Source organism: Achromobacter sp. HZ34, assembly GCF_002209485.1.
Taxonomy (GTDB): Bacteria; Pseudomonadota; Gammaproteobacteria; order Burkholderiales; family Burkholderiaceae_B; genus Bordetella_C.
The window spans coordinates 212,372-228,569 of the sequence record NZ_NJIX01000008.1 but is presented as its reverse complement, the minus strand read 5'-3'; the positions used below and the strand labels follow the sequence as shown (position 1 = coordinate 228,569).

At 64.8% G+C, this 16,198-nt stretch carries 15 protein-coding genes; 7 read left to right on the top strand and 8 right to left on the bottom strand.

What is annotated here, in order from left to right; genetic code table 11:
• Positions 1 to 20: 20 nt before the first annotated feature.
• Complete coding sequence (locus CEY05_RS31965; protein WP_143220663.1) at positions 21 to 1,637, top strand: methyl-accepting chemotaxis protein; 1,617 nt, start codon at positions 21 to 23, stop codon at positions 1,635 to 1,637.
• 52 nt (positions 1,638 to 1,689) lie between these two features.
• The gene (locus tag CEY05_RS26950) at positions 1,690 to 1,923 is read left to right on the top strand and encodes a DUF3820 family protein (RefSeq protein WP_088600348.1); all 234 of its coding nucleotides are present in this window, start codon (positions 1,690 to 1,692) and stop codon (positions 1,921 to 1,923) included.
• Between the two features lie 97 nt (positions 1,924 to 2,020).
• On the opposite strand, the gene CEY05_RS26945 is transcribed toward CEY05_RS26950, so the two are convergent.
• From CEY05_RS26945 to CEY05_RS26935, 3 genes are all read right to left on the bottom strand, one after another.
• Positions 2,021 to 2,899 (bottom strand): alpha/beta hydrolase, encoded by an 879-nt coding sequence (locus CEY05_RS26945; protein WP_088600347.1) that lies wholly within the window; start codon positions 2,897 to 2,899, stop codon positions 2,021 to 2,023.
• A gap of 14 nt (positions 2,900 to 2,913) precedes the next feature.
• Entirely contained in the window at positions 2,914 to 3,882 is a 969-nt protein-coding gene (locus CEY05_RS26940) for a tripartite tricarboxylate transporter substrate binding protein (RefSeq protein WP_088600346.1), read from the bottom strand.
• Positions 3,883 to 4,075: 193 nt separating this feature from the next.
• Positions 4,076 to 4,648: an amino acid synthesis family protein gene (locus CEY05_RS26935; RefSeq protein ID WP_233161724.1), complete on the bottom strand. Its 573-nt coding sequence runs from the start codon at positions 4,646 to 4,648 to the stop codon at positions 4,076 to 4,078.
• A 129-nt stretch (positions 4,649 to 4,777) separates the two neighbouring features.
• Between CEY05_RS26935 and CEY05_RS26930 the strand changes: the two genes are divergently transcribed.
• A complete protein-coding gene (locus CEY05_RS26930) occupies positions 4,778 to 5,449 on the top strand; it encodes a GntR family transcriptional regulator (protein WP_088600344.1) in 672 nt (223 codons plus the stop codon).
• Between the two features lie 73 nt (positions 5,450 to 5,522).
• Here the strand turns inward: CEY05_RS26930 and CEY05_RS26925 are convergent, their stop codons facing one another.
• The gene (locus tag CEY05_RS26925) at positions 5,523 to 6,446 is read right to left on the bottom strand and encodes a LysR family transcriptional regulator (RefSeq protein ID WP_088600343.1); all 924 of its coding nucleotides are present in this window, start codon (positions 6,444 to 6,446) and stop codon (positions 5,523 to 5,525) included.
• A 165-nt stretch (positions 6,447 to 6,611) separates the two neighbouring features.
• On the opposite strand from CEY05_RS26925, the gene CEY05_RS26920 reads away from it, so the two are divergent.
• Positions 6,612 to 7,877, top strand: coding sequence for a YbfB/YjiJ family MFS transporter (locus tag CEY05_RS26920; RefSeq protein ID WP_233161723.1), 1,266 nt, complete (start codon positions 6,612 to 6,614; stop codon positions 7,875 to 7,877).
• On the opposite strand, the gene CEY05_RS26915 is transcribed toward CEY05_RS26920, so the two are convergent.
• The 4 genes from CEY05_RS26915 to ompA form a co-directional block, all read right to left on the bottom strand.
• Positions 7,874 to 8,548, bottom strand: coding sequence for an HAD-IA family hydrolase (locus tag CEY05_RS26915; protein WP_088600341.1), 675 nt, complete (start codon positions 8,546 to 8,548; stop codon positions 7,874 to 7,876). The genes CEY05_RS26920 and CEY05_RS26915 overlap by 4 nt on opposite strands.
• Positions 8,545 to 9,261 (bottom strand): bifunctional 2-polyprenyl-6-hydroxyphenol methylase/3-demethylubiquinol 3-O-methyltransferase UbiG, encoded by a 717-nt coding sequence (gene ubiG, locus CEY05_RS26910; RefSeq protein WP_088600340.1) that lies wholly within the window; start codon positions 9,259 to 9,261, stop codon positions 8,545 to 8,547. The genes CEY05_RS26915 and ubiG overlap by 4 nt, the downstream gene beginning before the upstream one ends.
• A 122-nt stretch (positions 9,262 to 9,383) precedes the next feature.
• Positions 9,384 to 10,037 (bottom strand): hypothetical protein, encoded by a 654-nt coding sequence (locus CEY05_RS26905; RefSeq protein WP_088600339.1) that lies wholly within the window; start codon positions 10,035 to 10,037, stop codon positions 9,384 to 9,386.
• 111 nt (positions 10,038 to 10,148) lie between these two features.
• Positions 10,149 to 10,736, bottom strand: a complete 588-nt coding sequence (gene ompA / locus CEY05_RS26900; RefSeq protein WP_088600338.1) for an outer membrane protein OmpA — start codon at positions 10,734 to 10,736, stop codon at positions 10,149 to 10,151.
• A gap of 544 nt (positions 10,737 to 11,280) precedes the next feature.
• On the opposite strand from ompA, the gene gyrA reads away from it, so the two are divergent.
• Genes gyrA through pheA form a run of 3 tightly spaced genes read left to right on the top strand, consistent with a single transcriptional unit; the run spans position 11,281 to position 16,191 of the window.
• On the top strand, positions 11,281 to 13,983 hold the full coding sequence (gene gyrA, locus CEY05_RS26895; RefSeq protein WP_088600337.1) for a DNA gyrase subunit A: 2,703 nt from the start codon (positions 11,281 to 11,283) through the stop codon (positions 13,981 to 13,983).
• Positions 13,980 to 15,113, top strand: a complete 1,134-nt coding sequence (gene serC / locus CEY05_RS26890) for a 3-phosphoserine/phosphohydroxythreonine transaminase (protein WP_088600336.1) — start codon at positions 13,980 to 13,982, stop codon at positions 15,111 to 15,113. Before gyrA ends, serC begins: the two co-directional genes overlap by 4 nt.
• Positions 15,106 to 16,191: a prephenate dehydratase gene (pheA, locus tag CEY05_RS26885; RefSeq protein WP_088600335.1), complete on the top strand. Its 1,086-nt coding sequence runs from the start codon at positions 15,106 to 15,108 to the stop codon at positions 16,189 to 16,191. The genes serC and pheA overlap by 8 nt, the downstream gene beginning before the upstream one ends.
• Positions 16,192 to 16,198 lie beyond the last annotated feature (7 nt).

Below are 16,198 nucleotides of genomic sequence, written 5' to 3'. Positions count from 1 at the left end.
GAAGACGATCTGAACCCATCATGAAAAGAATGCATCTCTCCATCAAGGCCCGTATTGCGCTCGTCATCAGTTTCCTTGCTGTACTGCTGCTGGTGGGCGGTGCCATGGGAATGTGGGGCTTCAACTACGGCAACGACACGCAGCAGACCATGTACAAGCGCGAGCTTGCCGCCGCCATCGCGGTTTCGCAGGCCGACATCTATAACGCGCGCGGTTTCCTGGCGATCTATCGCCTGGGCCTGGCCCCGGACAACGCCGGCGCCGATGAGCAGGCCCGGCGCTCCCTGGGCCTGTTCAAGCAATCGGACAAGGCCTGGGCGGATTATTTAAAACTGGTCGCCGCCGACGATCCCCAGGAAGAGCGCCTGGCGCGCGACCTCAGCGCCAAGCGCGCGGCCTTCGCCAGCAAAGGCTATCAAGCCATCGTGGACGCGCATAACGCCCGCAACGCGGCTGGCGTCGCCACCGCCTGGGGCAATATGCGGGACTTGTTCAACGGCACCAGCGAGGCGTCGGCCGCCTTGCAGAAGTACCAGGCCCAACGGGCCGAAGCGCTTTACGGGACCTCGGTCGAGGTGTTCCGGACTTTCGTGATCGTCACGTGCGCCAGTTTGTTCCTGGTCCTGGTGATCTCCGCGCTGGTCTGGCGTTCGCTGCGCCAGGCCATCGTCGCGCCCATCGAACAAGCCCTGCGCACCTTCCGCGCCATGGCTGGCGGCGACCTTTCCACCCGCATCGTGATCAAGTCGCGCGACGAAATGGGCCAGATGCTGAGCGGCCTGCAAGGCTTGCAACAAAGCCTGGCCGACCTGATCAAGCAGGTGCGCCAGGGCGTGGACCAGATAGATTCGGGCGCGCGCGAAATCGCCGCGGGTAACGCCGATCTCAGCAGCCGTACCGAGGAACAGGCCGCCTCGCTTGAAGAAACGGCGTCGAGCATGGAAGAGCTGGCCTCCACCGTCAAGCAGAACGCGGACAACGCCAGGCAGGCCAACCAGTTGTCGACCAGCAGCATGGATGTGGCGCGGCGCGGTGGCGTGGCGGTGGAAGAAGTGGTGGGCACCATGCGCGAGATATCCGAGCGCTCGGCGAAAATCGCCGATATCGTCAGCGTCATCGATGGCATCGCCTTCCAGACCAACATCCTGGCCTTGAACGCCGCGGTGGAAGCGGCGCGGGCCGGCGAGCAGGGCAAGGGCTTCGCGGTGGTCGCGGGCGAAGTGCGTTCGCTGGCGCAGCGCAGCGCCCAGGCCGCCAAGGAGATCAAGCAGCTGATCGAAGACTCCGTCAACAAGGTCGGCATGGGATCGCAGCAGGTCGAACGCGCTGGATCCACCATGCAGGAGATTGTCGGCGCCGTTCAGCGCGTGACCGACATCATGGGTGAAATCGCCGCCGCTTCGTCAGAGCAGGCTGATGGCATCGAGCAGGTGAACCTCGCGGTCAGCCAGATGGACGCGGTCACGCAGCAGAACGCGGCGCTGGTCGAACAGGCCGCCGCGGCGACCGCATCGTTGGAAGACCAGGCCAAGGGCCTGCAAGCGGCCGTAGCGAAATTCAAGCTGTCGCCATCGGATGTGATCGAGGTGGATGGCGGGCGCTTGACCGGCATGTCCCCCGCGATGCTGGGCGCGTAACGCCGAACGGCGGGCCGGCATAAAATCAGGCGCTGTCATTCCGCGTCCCGCCATGAACACTGAAGACCTCGAACTCCTCGTCACCTGGACCATGCCCTTCGGCAAGTACAAGGGCCGCCTGCTGGCGGACCTGCCTGGCTATTACTTGACGTGGTTCGCGCGCGAAGGCTTTCCGCCGGGGCGTCTGGGCCAGTTGCTCGCGCTGATGCACGAGCTGGACCACAACGGCCTGAAGCCGCTGCTGGATCCGCTGCGTGGCGCGCCGGTAAAAAATCGGCGAGCCTGACGGCGGTGCTGGCGGGGGATCCAGGATCAGATCCCGGACAACCCGCCAGCACCGGGCCAAGCCCCGGTACAACCTCGGCCTTGCTGCCGGCCGAGCCCTACTGCTTGATGATTTCCAGCACCTGTTCGTGCAAGGCGTGCCCCGGTTCGGTCAGCGGCACGAAGATATCGAAATGAGTGCGGCCCGGCTCGATGACGAGCTGGGTGTTCAAACCGCGCTGGCGCAGCGCATCGTGGAAATGCGTGCTCTGCGCCAGGAAGCCCGGCGTTTCGCCGCCGCCCACGGCCACCAGGTAGCGGCTGGCATGCAACCAGCGTCCTTCCGGCAGGCTTTGTTCCGCCGCCACTTCGGGCGTCAACTGGATTTCCTGCCGCAGCGACGTCGCCAGCACGGGTGCCAACTGATACACGCCGCTGACACCGATCACCCGCAAGTGCCGCCCCAGGATGGGCAATTCCTGCGGATAGGCGCTGGTCATCGCGGCCAGGTGCGCGCCGGCCGAATGACCCGACAGCGTCACGCGTTCCGGATCGAACCCCAAGGTCCGCTGGTTGCGCAGCAGGAAAGTGACGGCCGCGCGGATCTGCGCCGAGATGGTGGTCACCGTGACGGCGGGGGCCAGCTCGTAGCCGACCAAGGCGGTCGAGATGCCGGCCGTGCGCAGGTTCTCGGCGATGAAGCTGAACACGCGCTTGTCGCCGCCGCGCCAGAAACCACCGTGCATGAAAACCAGCAGCGGCGCGCCAGCCGGTTGCTGCGCGGGGAACCAGTCCAGCGTGCAACGTTCGGGCTTGTCGTAACGCAGGTTTTGCCACGGCACGTCGGCACGCAGCGCTTCACTGCGGCGCGCATAGCCTGCGTAGATTTCCGTGCGCTCCGGATGGCGGCGTTGCACGTTGTAGTCGGACTCGTTGCGCAAGTCCGGCGCGGCGCCCGTGCCGTTGTGCTGCGCGAGATCGTCGGCCAGCATGTTCATGGCGAACCGCCTCCTCAATCGAGTTTGATGTTGGCTTGCTGGACGATGTCCTGGGCCTTCTTGATCTCAGCGGTAAGGAAGGCCTTGAAGTCGGCGGGCGTGCTGGCAACCGGCTCCAGCCCCAGGTCCTTCAGGCGGGATTGGATGTCGGGTTCGGCCAGCACGGCTTTCATTTCCTGCTGCAGGCGGTCGATGATGGCGGGCGGCGTGCCGGCCGGCGCGAACATGCCGTTCCAGTCATAGCTCTGGAAGCCGGGGAAGCCCGATTCGGCGATGGTGGGCAGGTCGGGCAACGACGCCGAACGCGTGGCGCCGGTGGTGGCCAAGGGCCGCAGGCGGCCTTGCTTGATATGTTCGGACGCCGTGGGAATGAAGGCGAAGAAGGATTGCACGTGACCGGCCAGCAGGTCGGCCATGGCCGCGCCGCCGCCCTTGTAGGGCACGTGCGTCATGGGGGCGTCGGCGGCGCGGGTGAAAATCTCCATCGCCAGGTGTTGCGACGAACCCAGGCCCGACGACGCGTACGTCATCGCGCCTTTCTGCTTCTTGGCGTACTCGATGAACTCCTTGACGTTGTGCACCGGCACGGCGGGATTGACCACCAGGACGTTGGCGGCCCGCGCCGTCTGCGTGATCGGCGCCAGGTCTTCCAGCGGCTTGAAGTTCATGTCCTTGTGCAGCGCCGGATTCACCGTGAAGGTGGTGATGTCCACCAGCAAGGTATAGCCGTCGGGGGCCGAGCGCGCGACAAAGGAATCGGCGATCATGCCCGAGCCGCCAGGCTTGTTCTCGATGACGACGCTTTGTCCCAGGCGCTCCGCCAGCCTGGGCGCGAGCAGGCGCATGGTGACGTCGGCACCGCCGCCAGGCGACGTGCTGAGGATGATGTGGATGGGGTGGTCGGGATATGACGCGGCTTGGGCTTGCGGCAAAGCGGCGCAAGCCACGGAAAGAAGCACGACCAGTCGCGCGAGGATTTTCATTTCAGCTCCGGGAAGACATCCAACTTGGTAAGAGGGTCAAGCGGTCTTGCGGTAATGCCGTAGTGCGGACTGGCGCCGTGCGTGTCGAGGTATCGAGGTCTTGCTGCCTTTGGGTATTCAGGTATTCAGGTGTCGAAGGCTGCGGGTAGCGCCGTGTTGAAGCCTTCGATTGCCGCGGTAGCGCGCAACGATATCAGGTCAGCCCGTCCTTGCCGACGACATCGTCCGCGTGCAGGCCGCCCACGCGTGCGTTCAGGCGGCCCCGGTTCGCCACGGCGAAGATCAGCGCGATCTCGTCAGGCAAGGGCGATTGGCCCATGCTCAACGTCATCGTGTCGTAATGCGAGCGGACATACAGCGCGTCCTTGTGCGCCAGCGGCACATCCACGGACGTCCCCGCCGGCCCCACCTTGGTGACGGAGGGAATCCAGGCCTTGGCGCCACCGATAGCGTCACGCAGCGGGTTAGCGAACGTGGTGGTGAGCAAGGCATTGGCGTGTTCCTGCTCACCGGCGATGCCGACGAGCCCGGCCTTGCCGTAGCTGCGCACATCGTACAGGTCGATGGCGGTGGCAAGCTGGCGTGCCATGGCGCTGCCCAGCGCCTCGCTCGCCGCGATGCCTTCGGACAGGTCGGCCTGGCCTACCTTGAAGGGGTTCTTCACGATGGCGATCACCGCCACCTTGCGCAAGGGCGGCCCATCCTCGCCTTGCGGCACCGGCTGGGTCTCGTTGATGACGATCCACTTCGTGATATCGATCTGCATGCCTTCCTGCCTTGCAATGGTGTAACGCTGGCTGACGTGTATTGTTGCCCCAATTGTGGGATTGTTCAACAATCTAGCAAATTGACGTTAACCCGTATAAGCTGGGCGCTTTGCCACCGCACTTCTGTCATGGATCTGAAGATCTCCCCCCTTAGCGTCCAAGGTGAAACCGTACGCAAGCTGCGCGAAGCCATCATGACGGGCTATTTCGGGCCCGGTGAGCGGCTGGTCGAGTCCAGCCTGTGCGAACGGCTGGGGGTAAGCCGCAACTCCCTGCGCGAGGCGATGCGCGTGCTGGCGGCCGAGCAGCTGGTGGTGCTGACGCCCAATCGCGGGCCGTCGGTCGCCGCCATGGATTGGGCCGATGCCGAGCAGCTTTACGAGACCCGCATCCTGTTGGAAAGCGAGGTGGCGGCCCATGCCGCCCGCCATGCGACGGCGGACAATCTGGCCGCCATGCGGCAGGCGCTGGATGCATTCGCGCAGGCGGTGGACAACGGCGATCGCCTGCTGCGGATCACCACCACCACGGATTTTTATGAAGCCCTGATCGTTGCCAGCCGGCATCGCATCATGGGCGATCTGATCCAGGGCCTGGTCGCGCGCATCAACGTGCTGCGTGCCAAGAGCATGGACAATCCCGGACGTTCACTGCAAAGCCTGAGCGAACTGACGGCGATGCACGAGGCGATTGCGCGCCATGACGAGGCGGCCGCCCGCCTGGCTGCCCGGCAGCACGTCGAAGCCGCCCGCGAATCCGCGCGCGTCATGTTCGACAGGACACGCGCAGCGGCGCAATAGCGCAATTCCGCAGTCGCGCATCACCGGATTACCGCTTTACCGCATCACCGCATCACCACATGACCGCCTGGCCTCAGGCCAGGGACGCCGCGTCCGCGTCGGCTTTCGCGGTGGGCCGCGCCGCGGGCTTTTTGTGGAAGGCCCGGACAGTCTCCAGGAACGCCGTCAGTGCGCTCGCCACGTATGCGTCCTGGCGTCGCACGAACTGCGTCTCCACCCTGGCCTGTTGCGCGGGCAGGTTGTGCAGGCTCACGCGTCCCGCCCTGGCCGCCTCCGCCACGACGACACGCGGCAGCATCGTCACCCCGACACCGGCCGATACGCAGCTGACGATGGTATCCAGCGACCCGAATTCCAGGGGCTGCGTGGCCACGATGCCTTTTTCTCCCAGGAAGGCCTCCAGCCTTTGCCGGTAGGAACAGCCGGCCTGGAATACGACGGTGCGCAGGTCGGGCAGGCCGGGCAGGTCCTTCAAGGACTTCAGGGCAGGGCTGGCGACCAGCACCAGTTCCTCGACGAAGATCGTGGTCGCTTCAAGGTCCGGATGGTTCACGGGGCCGGCGACGAAAGCACCGTCGTAGCGGTAGTCGATGACGTCCTGCACCAGTTGCGCGGTGGTGCCGGTGGTCATCACCAGGCGCACGTCGGGATAGGCGCGCGCGTAGGCCGTCAACGCGGGCGACAGGCGCAAGGCCGTGGTGGTCTCCAGGCCGCCCAGCGTCAACGTGCCGCGCGGCCGGCCGTCGTCGCACGCCGCCGCGCGGGCCTCCGTCAGCAGCTTGGCGATGCGGCCCGCATAGGGCAGCACGCGCTGGCCCGCCGGCGTCATGACCACGCCGCGCGCATGGCGCTGGAACAGTGGCAGCCCCAGGTCGTCTTCCATGGCGCGGATGCGGGCCGTGACGTTGGACTGGACGGTATGCAGCTCCGCCGCGGCCTTGTTCATGCTGCCGTGGCGGGCGACGGCTTCGAAGGTTTTGAGGTCAGTCAGATCCATGGTGGGGTCCGGGTATAGTGCTATCACCTTAACGTGGCGACGGCATCCGGTACGTATCAAAAATTCAGATAGCCACGATTCAATATACTCGCTTCTTCAGATAATTGATGGCGCGTAAGCTGGGCTATCTGAATTTGAGAAAGGACGTTCATCATGGACGTATCGATGGCAGCTGGCTCCCGGCGCGAGGGAGCGACCTGGGGCATCGTGGCCGGCTTCTGCGCAAGCCTGGTGGGAATAGGATTGGCGCGCTTCGCTTACACGCCGTTATTGCCGGCCATCATCGATGCGCACTGGTTCGAGCGCTCGGTGGCGGCGTACCTGGGCGCGGCCAATCTGGCGGGTTACCTGGCCGGCGCCCTGGCGGGCCGGCCCATGGCGGCCCGGGTGTCGACGTCCGTCATCCTGCGCGCGATGATGTTGCTGGCCACCGCCGCTTTCTTTGCCTGTGCCTGGCCGGTTTCCTTCGCCTGGTATTTCGCATGGCGCTTTCTCGCCGGCCTGGCCGGCGGCGCGCTGATGGTGCTGGCCGCGCCCGCGGTGCTGCCGCTGGTGCCGCCGTCGCGGCGCGGGCTGGCGGGTGGGATCATTTTTACCGGGGTGGGGGCAGGCGTCGCATTGTCCGGCACGCTGGTGCCGTTGTGGCTACGGCAAGGCGTGGGCCCGACGTGGTTGGGCCTGGGCGTGCTGTCCCTGGTGCTGACGGCCATTGCCTGGAAAGGCTGGCCGGCCGCCCAGCCGCGCCCGGTCACGCAAAATACGTCAGCAATGTCGGCAACGTCAGCAGCTTCGGCGACTTCGGCCGCATCGGTCGCTTCGGCAACGTCCGCGGCGTCCGTGCATCACCGCGCGCCGCCGGCGCCGGGACGAAGTTTGCGCGCGCTGTATGCCAGCTATGCGCTTAACGCCGCCGGCTGGGTGCCGCACATGATCTTCCTGGTCGATTTCGTCGCGCATGGCTTGGGCAAGGGGCTGCAGGCGGGCGCGGAGTATTGGGTGTTGTTCGGCATCGGCGCCACGGTGGGACCGGTGTTGGCGGGCTTGCTGGCCGACCGGGTGGGATTCGCCTGGGCGTTGCGGGCGGCCTTCGTGCTGGAGGCGGGGGCGGTGCTGGTACCGGCCCTGGGCTGGAGCGACGGTTGGCTGATCCTGTCCAGCGTGGTGGTCGGGGCTTTCGTCACGGGCACGGTTCCGCTGGTGCTGGGGCGTGTGCACGAGTTGCTGGCGCATCATCCGGCGCAACAGGGGCCGGCGTGGCGCACGGCGACGGTCGGCTTCGCGCTGTTCCAGGCCATCGCTGCCTACAGCTTGTCCTTCCTCTTTTCCAGCAATGGCCACGATTACGCGCAACTGTTCCAACTTGGCGCCGCCGCCATGGTGCTGGCGCTGGCGATCGACCTGGCCGTGGCGGCGAGCGCGCGCAGAAGCTAAGCCGTGCCGGCGGGCAGCAGGCCTTCTATGGCGGCCCACAGGTCCCGGGGATCGTCCGCGCAAGCGTCGGCTTCCCACAGGGTGATGTCCTCGTCGCCGCCCAGATAGCCATAGCCGGCCGCGATGGCGGGCATGCCGGCCGCATGGGCGGCCTGCACATCGCGCAGGTCGTCGCCGACGTAGACGCAACGGTCCGGCGTGTAGCCTGCTTCCTTGGCGGCGTGCAGCAGGGGATCGGGGTAGGGCTTGGCGCGGCCCACCGTATCGCCGCACACCAGGACGGCGGTGGTCTGCGCCAGGCCCAGATGGGCGACGATGGGCTCGGCCAGGTAGGTAACCTTGTTGGTGACGATGCCCCAGGCGTGGCCACGCGCCTCGATATCGCGCAGCAGTTCCGCGATGCCGGGGAACAGGGTGCTGTGGACGGTGGAGCTGGCCGCGTAGTCAGCCAGGAATTCCGTTCGGGCGGTGTCGAATTCCGGGTGGTCCGGCTGCATGCCCAATGCGACTCGCAGCAGGCCGCGCGCGCCTTGCGACGCCACCGGCCGCAGCAGTTCGTAGGGCATCGGCTCCATGCCGCGCTTGGTGCGCTGCAGATTGGCGGCGGCGGCCAGGTCCGGGGCGGTATCGGCCAGCGTGCCGTCGAAGTCGAACAGGATCAGGGCTTTCATTTGCGGGTCGCCATCAGGTAGTTCACCGAGGTGTCGCCGGACAGCCCGTAGATTTTCGTGAAAGGGTTGTACTGCATGCCTGCCATGCGAGTGGCGGTCAGGCCGGCCTGGCGCACGGCGGCGGCCAGCTCACTGGGCTTGATGAAGTTTTCGTAGCTGTGGGTACCGCGAGGCAGCAGGCGCAGGATGTGTTCGGCGCCGACGATGGCGTACATGAAGGACTTGGGATTGCGGTTCAAGGTGGAGAAAAAAACCAGGCCGCCGGGTTTGGCCAGCTCGGCGCAGGCACGCACGATGGAGGCCGGGTCGGGCACGTGTTCCAGCATTTCCATGCAGGTGACGACGTCGTAGCGTTCGGGTTGCTCGCGGGCCAGGTCTTCGACGGGGACGGCGCGGTATTCCACTTTCACGCCGGACTCCAGGCCATGCAGGCGGGCCACCTTGAGTGATTTTTCCGCCAGGTCGATGCCGGTGACGGTGGCGCCCGTGGCGGCCATGCTCTCGGCGAGAATGCCGCCGCCGCAGCCCACGTCGAGCACCTGCTTGCCGGCCAGGCTGCCGGCGATTTCCTGGATCCAGCCCAGGCGCAGGGGATTGATCGCATGCAGAGGGGCGAATTCACTGTCCGGATCCCACCAGCGGGCCGCCAGGGCACTGAATTTGGCCAGTTCGGCCTCGTCGACGTTCACGCGGGATTCAGTAGAGGTGCTCATTGCTATCCGGGGGAAGAATTCAGCCGGTAATTATATAGAGCGGATATCGGGCGAGCCCGGCCCGGGGTGCCAGCCGCCGGTCTGCCTGCCGCGAGAGGGGGCTTCCACAGGGTGGCCTGCCGTCAGTCCAGGCGTGGCTTGCCGAGCTTGCGCTCGACCAGCGCCCGGATGGCCGCCTGCATCGGCAGGGCCAGGCCCGCCAGGGAGACGCACATGCCCTGCATGCTGTCGCCCAGCAACATGAGCCGGCTGTCTTTCTCTTTCCAAAACGTCAGGCTGGACCAGTTGAAGCGGATGGTATGGGGCACGGTCTGGCTCTCGATACCGTCCTCGCTGAAGATCACGTGCGCGGAGAAGGGCAGGCGCGGATCGGATTTGTCGACGTCCGGGCGCTGCGCCATGGCTTTACGGAAGTGCAGGCGCATGCGCGGGCGCATCAACAGCCTCTGCATTACGACGATGGCGACGGCGATACCCACGGTGGCCAGCGGATAGCCCGGGTGCTCCAGCAGGACGAAGCGGAAGACGTCGGCCAGTGGCGGCCTGTGCGAGGTCTGGTCGGCCAGATTGAAGGCAACCAGCACGACGGCCAGGAAGAGGGGGGCGGCAAGGATGAGCAGGAGATCACGGCGCAGCCTTCCTGCCTTCAGCGCCGGCATCTTGTATATCTCCATATTCAGCGCAACGACGTCGTCGAGGACGACTACCGCATCGAATTCGATGGGCGCGGCGTTCAGCCGGTTCGTTTCTTCCTGCGCGTGATTGCCGAATTCCACCGGGCTGTCTCCTCGAAAACGGGTGCCGGGAAAAAAGGGGAATAAAAAAAGGCCTGCGCATAAGCACAGGCCTTTGATTCGTAGCGACCGGCGCTACGGCGGTAATCGCAATTACTTGCGGGTACCGACGATCTCGATTTCCACACGGCGGTTCTGAGCACGACCTTCTTTGGTCTTGTTCGTCGCCACGGGCTGGCTCTTGCCCTTGCCTTCCGTGTAGATACGGTTCGGGTCGATGCCCTTGCTGACCAGGTACGACTTGACCGCGGCAGCGCGGCGCTCGGACAGCTTCTGGTTGTACGCAACCGTACCGATCGAGTCGGTGTGGCCGACAGCGATGATGGTTTCCAGATCAATGCTGCGAGCTTGCGTAGCAACTTGATCCAGCAGTTGACGGCCTTCAGGCTTCAGAGTCGCCTTGTCGAAGTCAAAGAAGGTGTCGGCATTGAAGACGACCTTGCTTGCCATCGGGGTGGGAGCGGCCGGCTTGGCGGCTTGAGCGACCGGCACGCCATCACAACCGGGGACGCCGGTAGCGGGGGTCCAGAAGGCATCGCGCCAGCACAGTTCATTCGTGCCGTTCTTCCAGACGTTGCCAAACGGATTGCGCCAGTTGTCGACGGTCTGGGCCGAGGCTGCACCGGAGGCCGTGACGGCAGCAAAGGCAAGCGCCAGAGCGAATTTGGAGGGTTTATTCATGTTTCTCCTCGTTGAGCTTGAAGCTGGATAAGTGACTCGCAGCGAACCCCCGCCGCATATCAGGAAAACGGGGCCAGTATAGCAACGCCAAAAACGACTTCAAGGGAATCGCGACTGGGTTTCCTGCGTGCTGGAAACAATCTTAAGGCATTTGTCGTGCCCTGGCAGGCGCATTCACGTCCGAGATGACCATTTCGCCGCCCATCGCAGGCCCGTTGTTGGTTTTAGGCAACAGGCGCGGCAGGGCAAAACCCAGCTCGGCAGCATGGCGGCATTTTGTTACATGACGCGAGCGCATGCAAGTGGCGGCGGTGAGGCCGTCCCGAATCGGGCTTTCTCCCCGCCCCGGAGACTCCCGTCGACGATTCGTCAAATGCGCCGTCATGGTGCGCAACCTGCCGGGGCGTGGCCCGGGCTTTGTCCCGTCCCTGTCCGCCTTTTTGGCGACGTTAAAGGCCAATTTCTACAGAGTGATAGAATTTCCTGTTCGCCACCCCCTCGGGGTGTGCCCGCCTTTTCAGCTTCCGTCCCTACGTATAAACATATGGATTCCTTCGCCAAGGAAACGCTTCCAATCTCATTGGAAGAAGAAATGCGCCGCAGCTACCTCGATTACGCAATGAGCGTGATCGTAGGGCGGGCACTCCCGGACGTACGCGACGGTCTCAAACCCGTGCACCGTCGGGTCTTGTTCGCGATGCACGAACTGAACAACGACTGGAACCGGGCTTACAAGAAGTCCGCCCGTATCGTTGGCGACGTCATCGGTAAGTATCACCCGCACGGAGACCAGGCGGTCTACGACTCCATCGTCCGCATGGCGCAGGATTTCTCCCTGCGCTACATGCTTGTGGATGGGCAGGGTAACTTCGGCTCCATCGACGGCGATAACGCCGCGGCGATGCGGTACACCGAAATCCGCCTGGCCAAGATCGCCCACGAGTTGCTGGCCGACATCGACCAGGAAACCGTGGACTTCGGCCCCAACTACGACGGCAGCGAGAAAGAACCGCTGCTGTTGCCGTCGCGCCTGCCCAACCTGCTGGTCAACGGCAGCTCCGGCATCGCGGTGGGCATGGCCACCAACATTCCGCCGCACAACCTGTCGGAAGTGGTCGACGGCTGCCTGTACTGCCTGCGTAATCCTGAGTGCACGATTGATGAGCTGATCGAGCTGATTCCGGCGCCGGACTTCCCCACGGGCGGCATCATCTACGGCATGTCCGGCGTGCGCGAAGGCTACCGCACCGGCCGCGGCCGGGTGGTGATGCGTGCCAAGACGCACTTCGAGGACATGGACAAGGGCAATCGCCAGGCGATCGTGATCGACGCGATTCCCTTCCAGGTCAACAAGAAGTCGCTGCAGGAACGTATTGCCGAGCTGGTCAACGAGAAGAAGATCGAGGGCATTTCCGACATCCGCGACGAGTCGGACAAGGACGGCATGCGCCTGGTCATCGAGCTCAAGCGCAATGAAGTGCCCGAGGTGGTGCTCAACAATCTGTACAAGAACACCCAGCTGCAGGACACCTTCGGGATGAACCTGGTGGCACTGGTCGACGGCCAGCCGCGCCTGCTCAACCTGAAGCAGATGGTGGAGTACTTCCTGCAGCACCGGCGCGAAGTGGTCACGCGCCGCACCGTGTTCCAGCTGCGCAAGGCGCGCGAGCGCGGCCATGTGCTGGAAGGCCTGGCGGTGGCGCTGGCCAACATCGACGATTTCATCGCGATCATCAAGGCGGCGCCGACGCCGCCGGTGGCGCGCCAGGAATTGATGGCGCGCTCGTGGGATTCCTCCCTGGTGCGCGAGATGTTGCAGCGGGCCGACGGCGATACGCCGGGAGGCATCGCCGCCTATCGCCCGGAAAGCCTGTCGCCTTCTTATGGCATGCAGGCCGATGGCATGTATTCCTTGAGCGACACCCAGGCCCAGGAAATCCTGAACATGCGCCTGCAACGCCTGACCGGGCTGGAGCAGGACAAGATCGTTGGCGAGTACAAGGAAGTAATGGCGAACATCGCCGATCTGCTGGACATCCTCGCCAAACCGGAACGTATCACCACGATCATCAGCGACGAACTGCAGGCCATCAAGGCCGAGTTCGGCACCGGCGCCAAGGACGAACGGCGCTCGGAAATCGAGATGAACGCCACCGAGCTGGACACCGAAGACCTGATCACGCCCGCCGATATGGTGGTGACGTTGTCGCATGGCGGCTACATCAAGAGCCAGCCCTTGTCCGAATACCGCTCGCAGAAGCGTGGCGGCCGTGGCAAGCAGGCCACGGTCATGAAGGAAGACGACTGGATCGACCAGTTGTTCATCGCCAACACCCACAACTATCTGCTGTGCTTCTCCAACCGCGGCCGTGTCTACTGGCTCAAGGTCTGGGAAGTGCCGCAGGGCACGCGCGGCTCGCGCGGCCGTCCGATCGTCAACATGTTCCCGCTGGCCGAAGGCGAGAAGGTCAACGTGGTGTTGCCGGTGAAGGAATTCAGCGACGATCACTACGTGTTCATGGCGACTTCGCGCGGTACGGTGAAGAAGACGCCGTTGTCGGATTTCTCCAATCCGCGCAAGGCCGGCATCATCGCGGTCGACCTGGACGAGGGCGACTTCCTCATCGGTGCCGACCTGACCGATGGCAAGCACGACGTCATGATGTTCTCCGATTCCGGCAAGGCCGTCCGCTTCGACGAGAACGACGTGCGCCCGATGGGCCGCAACGCCCGCGGCGTGCGCGGGATGATGCTGGAAGACGGCCAGGCGGTGATCGCCATGCTGGTGGCCGGCGACGAAGCGCAGAGCGTGCTGACCGCCACGGAAAATGGCTACGGCAAGCGCACCCCCATTACTGAATACACCCGTCATGGCCGCGGTACCAAGGGCATGATCGCCATCCAGACCAGCTCGCGTAACGGCAAGGTGGTGGGGGCGGTACTGGTCAACACCATCGACGAGATCATGCTGATCACCACGGGCGGCGTGCTGGTGCGCACCCGGGTGTCGGAAATCCGCGAGATGGGCCGCGCCACGCAGGGCGTGACGCTGATCAGCGTCGATGACGGCAGCCATCTGTCGGGCGTGCGCCGCGTGGTCGAGAGCGACGCCGACGTGGATGCGGAAGCCGATGCCGAAGCCGATGGCGATGCCAAGGCCGAAGGGGCGGATGGCGACAGTGCTGGCGGCAATGAGGAACCCGGCGACGTGCCGGACAGCGATCCTTCGGAACCTACGGAAGAATGATGAGTCGACCCTGGAATTTTTCAGCGGGACCTTCGGCGTTGCCGGAGGCGGTGTTGCGGCAGGCGGCCGAGGAAATGCTCGACTGGCACGGCAGCGGCATGTCGGTCATGGAAATGAGCCATCGCGGCAAGCAGTTCGTGCAGATCTGCGACGAAGCGGAAGCCGACCTGCGCGAGCTGCTGGGCGCGCCCTCCGACTACGCCATCCTGTTCATGCAGGGCGGTGCGTCGGGTGAGAACGCCATCATCCCGATGAACCTGATCAATCGCCGGGGCACCAACAAGGCCGACTTCGTGCTCACCGGCCAATGGTCGGTGAAGTCGCACAAGGAAGCCTTGCGCTATGGCGACATTGGCATCGCCGCCAGCAGCGGCAGCGAAACCACGCTGGACGGCCAGGCCTTCAAGCCCTGGACCTGGGTGCCCGCCACCGATACCTGGCAGGTGCGCAAGGATGCTGAATACCTGCACTTCTGCAGCAACGAAACCATAGGCGGCGTCGAATTCAACGACTGGCCCACGCCGGCCAGCCTGGGCGCGCCGGATGTGCCGCTGGTGGTGGATGCCTCTTCGCATTTCCTGTCGCGTCCCATGGATGTGACGCGCGCGGGGCTGGTGTTCGCCGGGGCGCAGAAGAACGCGGGTCCGGCCGGCGTCACCATCATGATGGTGCGCCGCGACCTGATCGGCCATGCCTTGCCCATCTGCCCGTCGGCCTTCGACTACGCCAATGTCGCCGCCGAGCATTCGCGCTACAACACGCCGCCCACCTACGCGATCTACATCGCCGGCCTGGTCTTCAAATGGATCAAGGAGCAGGGTGGGGTGCAGGCGCTGGAGCAGGCCAACATCGCCAAGGCCGAGCTGCTGTACAACTACCTGGACGGCTCGTCCTTCTATCGCAATCCGATTCACGGTCCCGTGCGTTCGCGCATGAACGTGCCTTTCATCCTGCACGATGAGTCGCTCAATGACGCCTTTCTGAAGGGCGCCGAAGCGGCAGGCCTGCTGGCCCTGAAGGGTCACAAGAGCGTCGGCGGCATGCGTGCCTCCATCTACAACGCCGTGCCGCTGCAAGCGGTGCAGGATCTGGTCGCCTACCTGCGTGATTTCGAGCAACGCCATGGATGAAGCCCTCGCCGCCAAACTGAAGCCCTTGCGCGAACGCATCGATTCGATCGACGCGCAGATCCTCGACCTGCTGACGCAGCGCGCCCGCACGGCGCAGGAAGTCGGCGACGTCAAGCACGCCTTCCACGCGGATGGCCCGGTGCTGCGTCCCGACCGCGAAGCCGAAGTGATCCGGCGCTTGCAGGGGCTGAACCAGGGGCCCTTGCCTGGCGCCGCGGTGTCGGCCTTGTGGACCGAGATCATCTCGGCCTGTCGCGGTCTGGAGAAGGGGCTTACCGTGGCCTTTCTCGGCCCCACGGGTTCCTATTCGGAACAGGCGGCGATGGAACAGTTCGGCCACGCGGTGAACAAGCTGGCCTGCCCGTCATTCGATGAAGTTTTCCGCGCCGTCGAGGCGGGGCAGGCTGACGTCGGCGTGGTGCCGGTGGAGAACTCCACCGAAGGCGCCGTCAACCGCACCCTGGACCTGCTGCTGAACACGCCGTTGAAGGTGATGGGCGAGCGCTCGCTGGTGATCCGGCATTGCCTGATGAGCCAAAGCGGTTCGATGGAAGGCGTGCAGACCATCATGGCTCACCCGCAGTCGCTGGCGCAGTGCCAGGGCTGGCTCAATCGCAATCATCCGCAACTGGCGCGGGCCGCGGCCGCCAGCAATGCCGAGGCCGCGCGCGTGGCCTCGCAGGACCCCACCGTCGCCGCCATCGCCGGCGAATCGGCGGCCGCCACCTGGGGCCTGCAGGTCGTCAGCGCCGGCATCCAGGACGATGCGCAGAACCGTACGCGTTTCCTGGTGCTGGGCAATATCGATACCTTGCCCACCGGCAAGGACAAGAGCAGCCTGATCCTGGCAGTGCCGAATCGCGCGGGCGCGGTGTACGACATGCTCGCGCCGCTGGCCGAGAACAAGGTGTCGATGACGCGCTTCGAGTCGCGTCCGGCGCGCACGGGCCAGTGGGAATACTATTTCTACGTCGACGTGCTTGGCCACGCGGGTGAAGCCCATGTGGCGCAGGCGTTTGCGACCCTGCAGGCGCAAGCGGCCTTTTTCAAGCTGCTCGGCTCCTATCCGGCGCAATAGCTCCTTC